At 34.7% G+C, this 12789-nt stretch carries 16 protein-coding genes and 1 pseudogene; 6 read left to right on the top strand and 11 right to left on the bottom strand.

Annotation, left to right across the window (positions count from 1 at the left end; genetic code table 11):
- Positions 1–1041 carry a YkvI family membrane protein gene (locus tag AAIE21_RS09195; protein ID WP_343266499.1) on the top strand — a complete coding sequence of 347 codons (1041 nt, stop codon included), beginning with the start codon at positions 1–3 and terminating at the stop codon, positions 1039–1041.
- Between the two features lie 32 nt (positions 1042–1073).
- Here AAIE21_RS09195 and AAIE21_RS09190 read toward each other — a convergent pair whose 3' ends face one another.
- From AAIE21_RS09190 to AAIE21_RS09175, 4 genes are all read right to left on the bottom strand, one after another.
- Positions 1074–1442 carry a DUF3979 family protein gene (locus AAIE21_RS09190; RefSeq protein WP_343266498.1) on the bottom strand — a complete coding sequence of 123 codons (369 nt, stop codon included), beginning with the start codon at positions 1440–1442 and terminating at the stop codon, positions 1074–1076.
- A 183-nt stretch (positions 1443–1625) separates the two neighbouring features.
- Positions 1626–1940: a hypothetical protein gene (locus AAIE21_RS09185; RefSeq protein ID WP_343266497.1), complete on the bottom strand. Its 315-nt coding sequence runs from the start codon at positions 1938–1940 to the stop codon at positions 1626–1628.
- 150 nt (positions 1941–2090) lie between these two features.
- Complete coding sequence (gene rsgA, locus AAIE21_RS09180; RefSeq protein WP_343266496.1) at positions 2091–3140, bottom strand: ribosome small subunit-dependent GTPase A; 1050 nt, start codon at positions 3138–3140, stop codon at positions 2091–2093.
- Positions 3141–3319: 179 nt separating this feature from the next.
- Entirely contained in the window at positions 3320–3847 is a 528-nt protein-coding gene (locus AAIE21_RS09175) for a DinB family protein (RefSeq protein ID WP_343266495.1), read from the bottom strand.
- Between the two features lie 199 nt (positions 3848–4046).
- Between AAIE21_RS09175 and AAIE21_RS09170 the strand changes: the two genes are divergently transcribed.
- Together AAIE21_RS09170 and AAIE21_RS09165 are read left to right on the top strand one after the other, a co-directional pair.
- Positions 4047–4394: a DUF4257 domain-containing protein gene (locus tag AAIE21_RS09170; RefSeq protein WP_343266494.1), complete on the top strand. Its 348-nt coding sequence runs from the start codon at positions 4047–4049 to the stop codon at positions 4392–4394.
- Positions 4395–4479: 85 nt separating this feature from the next.
- Complete coding sequence (locus AAIE21_RS09165; protein ID WP_343266493.1) at positions 4480–4704, top strand: hypothetical protein; 225 nt, start codon at positions 4480–4482, stop codon at positions 4702–4704.
- Between the two features lie 63 nt (positions 4705–4767).
- On the opposite strand, the gene AAIE21_RS09160 is transcribed toward AAIE21_RS09165, so the two are convergent.
- Both AAIE21_RS09160 and AAIE21_RS09155 read right to left on the bottom strand, forming a co-directional pair.
- Entirely contained in the window at positions 4768–5952 is a 1185-nt protein-coding gene (locus AAIE21_RS09160) for an MFS transporter (RefSeq protein WP_343266492.1), read from the bottom strand.
- Positions 5953–6010: 58 nt separating this feature from the next.
- Positions 6011–6946 (bottom strand): aldo/keto reductase, encoded by a 936-nt coding sequence (locus AAIE21_RS09155; RefSeq protein ID WP_343266491.1) that lies wholly within the window; start codon positions 6944–6946, stop codon positions 6011–6013.
- A gap of 106 nt (positions 6947–7052) precedes the next feature.
- Between AAIE21_RS09155 and AAIE21_RS09150 the strand changes: the two genes are divergently transcribed.
- Complete coding sequence (locus AAIE21_RS09150; protein ID WP_343266490.1) at positions 7053–7361, top strand: ArsR/SmtB family transcription factor; 309 nt, start codon at positions 7053–7055, stop codon at positions 7359–7361.
- A gap of 40 nt (positions 7362–7401) precedes the next feature.
- Here the strand turns inward: AAIE21_RS09150 and AAIE21_RS09145 are convergent, their stop codons facing one another.
- From AAIE21_RS09145 to AAIE21_RS09135, 3 genes are all read right to left on the bottom strand, one after another.
- The gene (locus AAIE21_RS09145) at positions 7402–8352 is read right to left on the bottom strand and encodes a S8 family peptidase (RefSeq protein ID WP_343266489.1); all 951 of its coding nucleotides are present in this window, start codon (positions 8350–8352) and stop codon (positions 7402–7404) included.
- A 273-nt stretch (positions 8353–8625) separates the two neighbouring features.
- Positions 8626–8730, bottom strand: coding sequence for an MMPL family transporter (locus tag AAIE21_RS09140; protein ID WP_343266488.1), 105 nt, complete (start codon positions 8728–8730; stop codon positions 8626–8628).
- A gap of 43 nt (positions 8731–8773) precedes the next feature.
- Positions 8774–10654, bottom strand: a complete 1881-nt coding sequence (locus tag AAIE21_RS09135) for an ABC transporter permease (protein ID WP_343266487.1) — start codon at positions 10652–10654, stop codon at positions 8774–8776.
- 270 nt (positions 10655–10924) lie between these two features.
- Here AAIE21_RS09135 and nadE point away from each other — a divergent pair, with 270 nt between their 5' ends.
- Positions 10925–11743: an ammonia-dependent NAD(+) synthetase gene (gene nadE, locus AAIE21_RS09130; RefSeq protein ID WP_343266987.1), complete on the top strand. Its 819-nt coding sequence runs from the start codon at positions 10925–10927 to the stop codon at positions 11741–11743.
- Between the two features lie 251 nt (positions 11744–11994).
- Here the strand turns inward: nadE and AAIE21_RS09125 are convergent.
- Positions 11995–12195: pseudogene (locus AAIE21_RS09125) on the bottom strand (zinc ribbon domain-containing protein); the annotation flags it as partial.
- Between the two features lie 58 nt (positions 12196–12253).
- A complete protein-coding gene (locus AAIE21_RS09120; RefSeq protein WP_343266486.1) occupies positions 12254–12457 on the bottom strand; it encodes a DUF4083 domain-containing protein in 204 nt (67 codons plus the stop codon).
- Between the two features lie 165 nt (positions 12458–12622).
- Between AAIE21_RS09120 and AAIE21_RS29575 the strand changes: the two genes are divergently transcribed.
- Positions 12623–12789, top strand: a 167-nt coding sequence (locus AAIE21_RS29575) for a transposase (protein WP_481858675.1), incomplete at its 3' end; no start/stop codon positions are given.

The following is a 12789-nucleotide window of genomic DNA, read 5'->3' as shown; positions in this document are numbered from 1 at the left end:
ATGGATAATCAACAATGGCAAGTAGCTAAAAAAGTTGCTGCTACTTATATCGGGACTGTCGTCGGGGCTGGATTTGCAACAGGGCGCGAAATTGTTGAATTTTTTACGATTAACGGATTATATGGAACAATCGGAATATGTATAAGTGGAATTTTTTTTATTTGGCTAGGTACAAAGATGATGTTACTATCTTCACAAATTGGTGCATTTTCTGCTCAGGAATTTAACAGATATTTGTTTGGTGATGTATTTGGAAATGTGATAAACACTTTGTTATTACTCGTACTTTTTGGTGTAACCAGTGTTATGCTATCAGGTGCTGGTGCTGTATTCGAAGAACAACTTCGTCTACCGCGACAACTCGGTATTTTCATTACAATTATCGCATGTATTATTATTGGTAGCCGAGGATTACAAGGTGTATTTGAAGTGAATACACTTGTCGTACCAATTATGATGATTTTCATTATCGGACTTGCCATTACAACTTTTATCCACGGCACAACACCTATCCTTAACACTGTTCCTACAGAAAATTGGAATATGAAATGGGTAACAAGCCCACTTACATATGTCGCCTTAAATCTTTCTCTCGCCCAAAGTGTTCTCGTACCACTAGCAAGTGAAGTAAAAGATCGAAAAGCCATTCTATGGGGTGGAATTTTAGGAGGAGCTGGACTATGTTTTATTTTATTATGTAGCCATTTAGCCATTTTATCTGTTGATCAATTTTATCAATATAACATCCCTATGGCTGAAGTAGTAAGAAGATTTAATGCTACTTTCCATTTCTTCTTTGTTCTTATTATTTTTGGAGAAGTATTTACAACTTTAGTTGGAAATGTATTTGGGATGACAAAACAAATGCAATCTATCACCGGTTGGAAGAACAACAATATTATTTATTTTATTTTACTAATTAGCTATTGTTTTAGCTATATTGGTTACAGTGAACTTCTTCACATCTTGTATCCAATAATCGGATGGGTGAGTATCATTCTGCTTCCAATAATCGCATATAAACAACTAGAAAAAACATAGTGAAAAAGCATCCGTACATAACGGATGCTTTTTCACTCACAATCTTCGCAGACTTCCCAATATAGACCCATTTCTACTGCGAGAAATGGTTTTAATTGTAATCGAATCATTCGACTCGGCATACGCTCTAAAATAAATTGAATTCCGTCTTCATCTTCTTCTAACTCGTTTTTTAAAATTGCGATTCGTTGTATGGTTGTAATTGGTTGACCCTCTTTATATAAAGTAATTCGTAACTCGTCATATTCATTAAAAAATAATTCTACACTCATATGTTCTGTTGATACACTATTAACAATTGAATACTTACCATCTTCTTCTTGGATTATATATTTCCAGCCATTTTTTCCATCTTCCATTGGAGCAGCTTGAAATAATGACATCAAATCCTCGTATAGCATAAGATAACCCCTCTCTTACTAAAAAACAATGAGTATTTTATATACCCTTTTTCTCTATCACTATCAAGGTTATTGTACCATACATCTCTTCTCTTTCCTTATTCATCTGCCTAATAACTTTCCCGCTATAATAGGAATTCACAAAAACAAAACAGGAATGACGTTTATCATCCCTGTTTTCCATTAAAATACTTTTCCTGTCGCAGCTAAAGCTAATACCGCTATTAAACTTGCAAAGAGTAATGATATAATAAAACTAAAAATTGGTAATGTTTTCTTTTCATTCTTTTTAAACAATAGTCTTAAACTAATAATGATATTTAATGGCACAAATATGAAATAAAAATATTTAATAATTTGCATTGTACCACTCGAGCTATTAAAAAGTGTTCTAAATACAAACACTTCAATTAAAAAGATAAGAAAAAATGAAATACTTACCCAAAATGAAACATAACTCAGCCAAGAATGCCTTTTTGTTCCCCAATACACTCCCATACGCTTCTCCTTTATAAATAGTCTACTTTTCAATAATTATACACACATATAACAAATCCCTTTATTTTTCGACTATAATCCCCTGTTTTTTATAGAATATACGACAAAAAACCAAAAGCATTCTATTGGCTTTTGGTTTTTCATACTATTCTACTTTTTCCGATTCTGTTTCGTTATTTTTTTCCATTTCCCCCGCTCAGCACGTGCAAGCACTGGGTCTTGTTTTCTCATTGCATATGCAATCTCTTTTTGCAGCTTTTTATAATTCCGCAAACGGTTTGCTGCTAAAATGCCTTCATCAATGGCGGCTTGAACTGCACATCCAGGTTCATTTTCATGCTCACAATCACGGAAACGGCACTCTTCCGCAATTTTCTCAATATCAGAAAACGTAGCATGGATCGCTTCGCTTCCTTCCCACAGTTGAAGCTCTCTCATTCCTGGCGTATCAATCACTAAACCACCACTCGGTAACTGGAACAACTCACGATGAGTCGTAGTATGTCTTCCTTTACTATCCTCTTCGCGAATACCACCTGTTTTTGCAACTTCACTTCCTATTAATGCATTTAGCAAAGTGGATTTCCCCGCACCAGATGAACCAACAAGAGCAATCGTTTTACCAAGAGCGACAAATTGTTGCAAGGATTCAATTCCCGCTTGCTGCAGACTATCCACTGCAAAGATTGGAACACCAATAGCTACCGCCTCTGTTTCCAATATCTTTTGCTCCACATCTTCACATAGACCACTTTTCGTCAAAACAATAACAGGCATTGCCCCACTTTCATAAGCTAATAATAAATAACGTTCGATTCTCCTTACGTTAAAATCATGATTAAGCGCATTTACTAAGAATAAATAATCAACGTTCGCTGCCACAATTTGTTCATCCGTTCTTTCGCCAGCTGCTTGTCTAGAAAAGGAACTTCTTCTTTGAAACACACGATGAATTATTGCCTTGCTTTCCTCTTCTATTTTCTTTATATGCACCCAATCGCCAACTGCTGGATAATCACTTTTAACGAAAGCTTCATGACGAAACTTTCCAGATAGCTCTGCTATATATTCACCATCATCACAAATAATACGATACATGTGCTTATGTTCAAGTAAAATTCGACCTATCTCATACTTTTCTAACGATTGTTCCTCAAAAAAAGAATCCCATCCAAATAATTCTAAATAATTTTGGTTCAAATTTATATCCTCCCTATTTTGAGCCCAGTGGAAGGATAGCGCGATTCCTTACAAAGTCTCGCTCTTTCCGTCCACCTTTGTATTCGCTTTAACATCTATATAAATCATCGCCATAATACATCACTCCGTTCTTCTTTTAGTTAATCTCATTATATGAAATATTATTTTGAAAAGCTACTTTATTTAACTAAATTTTCAGACATATATTTTTTTATCATTCTTATTTGTCCACGATGGCTGATCTCATCTTCTAGTACATGGAACCACAAATAGTACTGATTATATACAACTCCGTTTTCCCATCGTCCTTCTGACATTAACCAATCATCATCTTGTTCTTTTAAGTATCGCAACGATTCTTCTCGAACTTTATTTAAAAGTTGTACGTAGTATTGTACTTCATGCCCATAAATTTCTCTTCCTGCTTCTCCTAAGAAAAGAGCATCATTCCAGACCTTCAACTCCTCTTTTGTAAAATCACGATTTTGGAAGGAAATAAGCTGATGAACTTTTTCTATTGCAGCAATATGTTTTAATAAGGCGCCGATAGAATTGCCACCATTGACCAGGATAAAATCTAAATGTTCTACTGTTAAATCTTTTATTTCTTGCAATGTAACCGCTCTTGTATGCTCAAGCATACTAACAAGTTGTCCAATATTGGGCGTATAATTCTCTACAATGCTTATTCGGTAATCTATTTGCATTTTCTCATCCTCCTTCTCTAGATTTATGATAATGAAAAGGAACGTGATATAATAGACTAAAATATACCAGAATTTTCTGTTATAATAAAAATGAACATGCATGTAGCCAAAACAAATTTTCTCAATATGCTTATATAAAATTGAAAAAGGGATACATATGTAATGAAACGAATCTTATTCACTAAAAGGAGTGGATTTGATGGAGATGTATCAATGGCTAACTGCTGTTCTCGTTGGTGGCGTTACTGGTTTCGTTTCCCATCTGATCAATAACCAAGGCAAGTTATTGCTTCCACGCCGCTTAAAAACATTTTTTCATCTTGGATTTTTCACTGATATATTAACTGGTAGTCTTGCTGCACTTCTAGGTCTCGTTTTATTTGATGCGGTAACAATAAAAGAGATTATTAAAGTTTCCATTGTCACTGCCATTTCTGGGCAAACTTTCTTACTTCATCAAGCCCTCGGCGGTGAACAAGCAAAAAATACACAGATTGGTAAAGCGGATGAGAAAATTCAAGAAATTGACAAATTATTACGCCGTTAATCTATACTTTCTTTATAAAATATTGCTATAATGAAAAATAAATCTTTCTGAATGGTGTCCTCTGTCAGAAGAAAGGGTGTTTCGTATGACAAAAAAGAAAATAGAAGATTTCTTAACAGACTCTGAAAAAGAGGAACTGATAGAAAACTACAAATGTTTACGAGCAGCCCGCACAAAGCGCGAAGCTAACCATTTTGGTGAATCTGTAAATCACCTATTAGATAAAGCGAAAAAGCGAATTATTGAAGAAGCAGGAATAAAGGATGAAAATGCTGCAACCGTTCAAGCTAAACGAAAAGCACTGTTTTAGTAATGTGTCTAAAACAGTGCTTTTTGTTATTTTGTTTACATAATATTTTTATGATTTATTAAACTATGAAACAGCACTCTGCCTTTCTCTTATTTCTTTCTTTATATGTCGATCACTTTTTCTAAACACTAATAGTGCAACTATATATATAAAGGCTGTAAAATATCCAATTGATGTAAAACTATGAAACGCTGCAAATAACATCCCTGCTACTGCTGCTCCAATCGTTTGCCCAATATACATAGAAGCGTTTGCTAATGCTGCTCCTGTTCCTCTAGCTGCGCTAGACATCTCTTGCAAATGACTCATCATTAATACAAATAAAATTCCTGTAATAAAAAATAAGATAAAGAAAAATAACTCCACCAATAGAATTTGTTTCAAATGCGGTAAAATAACGTATAAACCTGCTATAACAAGAATTCCACCATAAAAAACGGAAGTATACCCTAGTTTTTTAACAAGTCTAGGCCCCAGAATATTCCCCACTAAATTTCCTAATCCCAGTACAAGCATTGCGATCCCTACTTCGTTTACTCGTAATCCAAATTGAGTGGCCAACCACACTCCAAAGAACGAGAATGCTGCAAAATTACCAGTTTGAAAGAGAAAATATGCAAAATAAGAAAGCGAAACCTTCCAATTCCCCAATAGTTGTTGATAGCGACTTATAATAGATTGATGCTTTTGTTCTATTTGTAGTGGTTGTATTTCAGGCAGTATAACATAAATAAAAATTACAAGTACTGCTGAGCAAATACCAATTGTAAAGAAAGGTGTTGTATAGTGTATTGTTGCTAAATACGCTCCAATAGGTAAACCAAGCACTTGTGCTAACGACAATCCTGCCGTTGCGATTCCAATTGATTTCACAATTTGATTTTTTTGCACAAGGAGTGGAATAGATGCCCACACTTGCGGAGATACAAACGCTGCACTTACCCCTGCGCAAAAACGAAATGTTAGCATCCACCAAAAACTCGGTGCTACTCCACATAAAAACGTACTAATCGCAAAAAAGCTCATGCCTCCTAGCATTACCCTCTTCCGATTTAACCCATCAGAAATAGGGCCGGCAATAAGTGCGAATACAGCATACCCTAATGCGTACGCACTTACCATCCATCCCGAAATTTCTGTTGGAACCCCGTATACCGTTTGTAATGTTGGTAAAAGTGGTGAAATCAAAAAAGTATCTGTTCCAATCATAAACATGATGACAAAAAATATAATCATAACGTTATTCATCGTTTCTATCTCCTTAAATGGTAAGGAAGGGGGAGACGTTTCACCCCTCTTTATTAAATTAGTCTTCTAAAATAGATTGTACATATTCCAAATCACTCTTATTTAATGAGACATCTACTGCCTTAACATTTTCTATTACTTGCTCTGCACGTTTACCACCTGGAATGACTGTATCAATTCCTCTTTGATTGAGAAGCCAAGCTAGTGCCATATTAGATAACGTTGTATCTTTTTTTCTAGCAAAATCTTTTAATTTTTCAACTTTCATAAAGTTCTTCTTATATGTATGTTCTTCAAATAATGAAACACCGTGTCGCCAATCTTTTTCATCTAACCTCAAATCTTCCGTATATTTACCACCTAAAATTCCAAAAGCAAGAGGTCCATATGGAATAAATGAAATCCCTTTTTCTATACAATATGGTAAAAGTTCTTTCTCTGCTGTACGATCTAACATATTATAGGGTGACTGGAGTACATCAATATCCCCAAACTGATTTGCCTCTTTTAACTGAGTTAAATTTACATTCGATATTCCGATTGAACGAATTTTCCCTTCTTCTTTTAAACGAACAAGTTCTCCAATCGAATCTATGTACATCGTTTCTGGATTCGTAAAATGTAAATAATATAAATCTATATAATCTGTCTGTAGTCTTTGCAAACTATTTTCTACTGCACTTCTTAAATAATTGGGTTCATTGTTAATGCAAGTAGATCCCTTAAATAAAGGCTGTATTCCTCCTTTTGTAGCAAGTACAAGATCTTGTCGCTTTCCTTTAATTGTTTCCCCTATTAATTCTTCAGATCTTCCAAAACCATATGCATCCGCTGTATCTATAAATGTACTTCCTTGCCTTATAGCTTCCTCAATCATTTTCATACCTTCTTGTTCATTCACATTCGAAAATAAGTTGTGGCCCCCTACTGCATTTGTTCCTAAACCAATTTGAGAAACTTGTAATCCTGCCTTTTGCAATTTTGTATAATTCATTTTCATCCCCCTATATTTCTATTGTTCTAATATATTCGAACAATAGAAATATATCACTTTATATGTTATAGTGCAACTGAAAGAACTTATAAAAGTAGGTGAAATGATGCGAACACTATACCATCCAAATCGAGAAGAAATTCAACTTTCTTCTGTTTTATATGCTCTCAGTGACCAAATTCGTTTACAAATTGTAAACATGCTAATGGAACAAAATGAACAATCATGTGGCTCACTAAATATTCCTGTTGCAAAATCTACCTTATCCCATCATTTTAAAGTTTTACGAGAATCCGGTGTTATGTACACTCGTCTAGAAGGAACACAACGCTTTATCTCGATTCGAACAGAAGATTTACATGCTAGATTTCCAGGATTATTAGATGCTGTCTTGCAGGCAACAGAACCTTACTAAAAAACATCTCATATCAATATGAGATGTTTTTTAGTACCAACTATTCTTTTAATAAATCTATTAAACCATTTCCTTCTGATGTCCGCTCATATCCTAAAGGTACAGTACGCTTAATAAGCTGTGCATAAATTTCTGGCTCTGTTAACTTTCTACCGTACTCTCTCTCACATTGTTTAATAAGCAATGCTAATGCTCCGGCAATGTGCGGTGTCGCCATCGATGTTCCGCTTAATACTGCATATTTTCCTTCTGGATAAGTAGAGAGGACCCCTTCTCCTGGTGCAACTAAATCAATTTCTTGATTTGAATTACTAAAGCAAGCAAGTTTCCTTTCTAAATTTACAGCTCCTACTTCAATTACTTCTGAATAAGCACCTGGAAAATCTAATTCTTCCGTTTTATCACTGCAATCCCCATTATTTCCTGCAGCGCATACAACAAGCACATCTTGTTTCACTGCATGTTGGATGACCTCATGTAACTCCGGAACATCTTGTGGCCCTCCAAGTGACATCGAAATAATTCGTACTCGTTCTTGGTTAGGTCCTCTCCAGCGCACTGCATAATCAATCGCCTCAATAATATGTTGATAGTTCCCGGAACCGTCTCCAGACAACACCTTTAATACTAGTAATTTAGCAAGCGGTGCAACGCCTAGAACACCAACCCCATTTTCTGTTGCAGCAATTGTTCCTGCAACGTGGGTACCATGCCCATTATTATCAAGATAAACATTTGGGTTTCCTTCATAATCCTCAGTGAAGTTTCTCCCACCAATAATCCGATCTTTTAAATCTACATGATTTATATCACAGCCTGTATCTAATACTGCCACGACAATATCTTTTCCTTTTACACTCTTTTCCCAAATCTCAGGAGCATGAATCAGTTGTACACCCGGTGGAATTTCGTTTACTTGCTCAACTACTTTATCTACCGTAAACGGAATTAATTGAATACCTTTTTGTTTATTCGCTGTACTACTATTCATCTTAATCCCTCCTAAAAATATATTGTGGTTACTTGAAGATTCAAGTTGAATACGCTTACACTATAAAAACATTCGTTTTCTCAGTCTTATTTTCCTGCTTCCAAGAGTTTTCTCAATACAAAAACGTCTTTTTCTTCAAATAAAATGAAGAAAAAGACGTCGATAAATTGAAATCAGATCTGTACGTGCAATTACCTCCTACCCATCTTACTTGTTTCCCTATAATCTTGAGGTGAAAGTCTTACTATCTGTTCATACAGGATAAATGTTATATTACTTTATTTTTCGCGGCCACAAACTCCATTTCTTTAATAAAAGCATAATTGCTGGAACAAGTAATGTCCGTACAAAAAACGTATCGATAATAACCCCTAACACTATCTCCACTGATAAATGCTAAGGGGTCGTTTTAATATTATGTTTAGTTCATTCTCAATCTTTCTTTCAATTGCTTTAAATAACGAGATCGTATCATAATGAAATATACAATTTGAATCCCTACAAAGATACTGAGTACAATGGTATTTTCTTCAAAAAGCGAATACTCAAACATTTGTCCTAAAGCTGTTAACGCAACCGCACCATGTAACGTTGCAACACCGATTGGAACAAAAAATAATAACGCCAATCGAATAGTTACTACTTTTGATAACTCCCCTCTTGTTAAACCTACTTTTCGAACGGAATCAAATAGACGATAGTCCTCTTCTAAATCAGAGAATAGACGAAAATATAGAAAACTACCTGCACAAACAAAGAATACAATACCAATAAAGAATCCTACAAAAAAGATAGGTCCAGCAAATTGTAAAGCCTGATTTTCATCATATTCTGCCGCACTAAATCTTGAATGTTCTTGATCAGGTTTTATTTGATTTGTAAGTTCTTTTCCGGCTTCCACTTCATTTTTTGTTTTCTTTGTTTTATACATGTAATTTTTCACTTCTTTAAATTCATCTTGCAATACATTATATTGAGCTTCTGAAACTACATATATATTCCCAGTAAGTACTTTACCTAGAGAAGATGTATCTACTTTTTTCACTTGCAACGATTTGTTATCATTCGGTAATTCAATTGTTGTTCTCTCTTTTTTCGGTGGACCGGGTATTTCTATTGATAAAAATAGTACTGCATTTTCAGTTAATACATCAACTGGCTCTCCCGTTAACTTTGCATACTTTTTATAATCCGATTCTCTTATAAACGTAGCATCTCTTAGTGGTTTATTTTCAGTTTGCTTTGATACCATATCTATTTTTTCAGCAGATATATGATGTTTCTTCAATGTTTGCTCAATGGCTTGTACATGCTGTGATTCATTTTCATTCCCTTGTTTAGAGTGATATTGAAAGGAAATTGGTTGATTCATGATTCCCTTTGTCATAGAAGCAAAGCCGACTAACGTACCAATAGCAGAAAATGCCACAGTTGAAATAATCGTCACAATAAAGAACATTCTTGCATTATCCCTCATTCGATACGCTAAATCTGAAAGAGTAATAATATTTGTTCTTGTCCAATAGAAACGTTTACTCTTCTTGCAAGCCCGAACAATAAATACGCTGAGCTGCTTATACAGTAAATATGTGCCAATAATGACAACAGTCGTTACAGGAATCAACATAATGAACACCATGACACCATGTGAAGTTAACGCACCTATATATCCCGCACCAAGCAATAATACAGCTATTATTGAGGAAATAATAGATGCTTTGGGTTCAGGTTTTGCTTTTACCGAACCTCTAAATAATTTCATAATTTGATTTTTACGAATTAATCCTGCACTAAAGAAAGAAATGATAATAAATAAGATACAAAACATAACGCTCGTTACAGCAATTGCTGTCGTTGGTACATAGTATGATAAAGGTAAATCTAGCTTTAACAATAATGGTGCCACCACAATCAATATTCCTGAAAATATCATTCCACAAATAATACCCGTAATAATGGCCGCCATCCCAATCATCACATTTTCAAAAAAGATAAGACGTCTTAATTGAAGTTTTGTCATACCTAGCATCATCAAAATTCCTAATTCACGCTTTCTTGTTTTCAAAAACATTCCCATTGAATATAAAATAAAGAAAAATGTAAAGAGGTAAATAATAACTTGTGCAAACGACATACTTACAAACACATATTGACCTAACTGACTAGCACTTAATGCTGGATGAAACGCAAAAAATGAATAAACAAAAAACGCCATAATGGCAAATGCACTACTTAAAAAGTAGGCTGAGTAAGTTCGTCTATTTCGCGTTACATTTCGAAACGCTAATTCTCTAATATTCATGTTGCACCCTCCGCTCTTTCAATAACTATATCGCTATCATAATAAAGCGAAGAAATATCTTCCATCGATTCAAATGACAAAAACCTTACAGTTTTGAAAGGTTACAGAAAAATTGATTAAACAACGTAGGTTTTTTATAATGACTACATTCATATTCATACGTTCATCCTATTGTATATTCGTTAATTTTGCGAAATAATAAGGATGGAGCTATATGAATCAGTACATATAAACGTATTGCTTGTTCAAAATGAATAGGAGGAAAACATGATGACATTACAAGAACAGATTATGAAAGCATTACATGTTCAACCTGTAATCGATCCAAAAACAGAGATTCGTAAGCGAATTGACTTCTTAAAAGACTATTTAATAAAAACAGGTGCAAAAGGATTCGTACTTGGAATTAGTGGTGGGCAAGATTCGACGCTTGCTGGCCGACTAGCACAACTTGCAGTTGAAGAAGTTCGCAATGAAGGAGACAATGCAACATTTATTGCTGTACGTCTTCCTTATAAAGTACAAAAAGATGAAGTTGATGCACAATTAGCGCTTCAATTTATTAAACCAGATCAATCTGTCGCTTTTGATATCGCATCAACAGTCGATGCCTTTTCAAATCAATATACAGATTTATTAGGAGAGTCATTAACAGACTTCAATAAAGGAAACGTCAAAGCTCGTATTCGTATGGTTACACAATATGCAATTGGGGGACAACAAGGTTTACTTGTTATCGGAACAGATCACGCTGCTGAAGCTGTAACAGGTTTCTTTACAAAATTCGGAGATGGCGGCGCTGATCTTTTACCGCTTACAGGCTTAACAAAACGTCAAGGACGTGCTTTATTACAAGAATTAGGTGCTGAAGAACGTCTTTACTTAAAAATGCCAACAGCTGATTTATTAGATGAAAAACCAGGCCAAGCTGACGAAACAGAATTAGGTATTACATACGATCAACTAGATGATTACTTAGAAGGAAAAACAGTTCCTGAAGACGTTGCCGAAAAAATCGAAAAACGTTATACAGTAAGTGAACATAAAAGACATGTTCCAGCATCGATGTTTGATGATTGGTGGAAATAAGAGTCCGATAAAAAAGAAGCTAATATCATTTAGCTTCTTTTTTATCGGACCTCCTTAAAACCTTAATGTCTCATTAATAAAACTATTCCTGTGAACTACCCATCACTTAACGACCTTACAGTTTGTTTGAAGTGAGGGCTTCAAAAGTCAAAAGACTTTCTCTTTTATTGCTAATTCATCCACAAGCCTACTAGCTCATGTCCAAAGCCTTATATTCGCGGCGTCCCTACCGCTACTAAAATCGATACAAACTATGCGAGTAAACCTTGTTCTTGTAGAACGCGAATGCCATAATATTTTAGATTCCGACCCGCATTGTAATCTCTATCGATTTTCGTGCAACAATTGTCATACGTATAGATTCTTTCCGACAACTTCAATGTATCTTTTTTGTGATGACACGCACTGCATAATTTACTCGATGCAAAATACGGATCCGCAACGATGTAGTGTTTACCTTTTTTCGTATTTCTTTAATATAATTAGCCATCTTCTTCCTCCCCAACTTATTTATGGTTGTTCTTTGTCTCTTTCAAGTAATTCAATAATTTTATCAAGCTTTTCTTCTATATTTCTAGAACGACCTTTGTTTATAGACGTGTTTAAAAATAACCTTTTTATAAACAAAGTCAATGAGATACAAAACAAAACAATTAGTCCGATTATCACACATAGGTAAGCGATTGCAAATATATCATTTTCAAACAAAGACATTCAACACTCCCACCTTTTGTTTTTGATTATTTTACCATATTTTAACTATAACTGATTCCTGTCTAATCATCACGAACAGTCCACACACAAATACAAAAAGAGCACCTGTTATGAACTGCACCCCAATTGTTAGACACAGTCTAACAATTGGAGGTGTAGTTTTTTATGACGAAATACTCTTTAGAAACCAAGTTATCTGCCGTTGCCGATTATCTTAACAGTGTAGAATCCTTTAAAGATATAGCTCAAAAGCATTGTGTAGATATGACGATGTTAAAAAAATGGGTAGCTAAGTTTCGGGAACATGGATTGGCAGGTCTTCAAAAGACATA

Origin of the sequence: Paenibacillus sp. 102 (assembly GCF_039549175.1) — a bacterium.
In the GTDB taxonomy this organism is placed as follows: Bacteria; Bacillota; Bacilli; order Bacillales; family Bacillaceae_G; genus Bacillus_A.
The sequence above is the reverse complement of the archived record's forward strand: the minus strand, read 5'-3'. Positions and strand labels throughout refer to the sequence as shown.

What these genes read in the sequence shown, in the direction of transcription:
- nadE (WP_343266987.1), top strand. Translation starts at nt 10,925, where the DNA reads ATGACATTACAAGAACAGATTATGAAAGCATTACATGTTCAACCTGTA.
- AAIE21_RS09170 (WP_343266494.1), top strand. Translation starts at nt 4,047, where the DNA reads ATGGAGATGTATCAATGGCTAACTGCTGTTCTCGTTGGTGGCGTTACT.
- AAIE21_RS09135 (WP_343266487.1), bottom strand. Translation starts at nt 10,654, where the DNA reads ATGAATATTAGAGAATTAGCGTTTCGAAATGTAACGCGAAATAGACGA.
- AAIE21_RS09185 (WP_343266497.1), bottom strand. Translation starts at nt 1,940, where the DNA reads ATGGGAGTGTATTGGGGAACAAAAAGGCATTCTTGGCTGAGTTATGTT.
- AAIE21_RS09195 (WP_343266499.1), top strand. Translation starts at nt 1, where the DNA reads ATGGATAATCAACAATGGCAAGTAGCTAAAAAAGTTGCTGCTACTTAT.
- AAIE21_RS09190 (WP_343266498.1), bottom strand. Translation starts at nt 1,442, where the DNA reads ATGCTATACGAGGATTTGATGTCATTATTTCAAGCTGCTCCAATGGAA.
- AAIE21_RS09175 (WP_343266495.1), bottom strand. Translation starts at nt 3,847, where the DNA reads ATGCAAATAGATTACCGAATAAGCATTGTAGAGAATTATACGCCCAAT.
- AAIE21_RS09150 (WP_343266490.1), top strand. Translation starts at nt 7,053, where the DNA reads ATGCGAACACTATACCATCCAAATCGAGAAGAAATTCAACTTTCTTCT.
- AAIE21_RS09145 (WP_343266489.1), bottom strand. Translation starts at nt 8,352, where the DNA reads ATGAATAGTAGTACAGCGAATAAACAAAAAGGTATTCAATTAATTCCG.
- AAIE21_RS09160 (WP_343266492.1), bottom strand. Translation starts at nt 5,952, where the DNA reads ATGAATAACGTTATGATTATATTTTTTGTCATCATGTTTATGATTGGA.
- AAIE21_RS09155 (WP_343266491.1), bottom strand. Translation starts at nt 6,946, where the DNA reads ATGAATTATACAAAATTGCAAAAGGCAGGATTACAAGTTTCTCAAATT.
- AAIE21_RS09120 (WP_343266486.1), bottom strand. Translation starts at nt 12,457, where the DNA reads ATGTCTTTGTTTGAAAATGATATATTTGCAATCGCTTACCTATGTGTG.
- AAIE21_RS09165 (WP_343266493.1), top strand. Translation starts at nt 4,480, where the DNA reads ATGACAAAAAAGAAAATAGAAGATTTCTTAACAGACTCTGAAAAAGAG.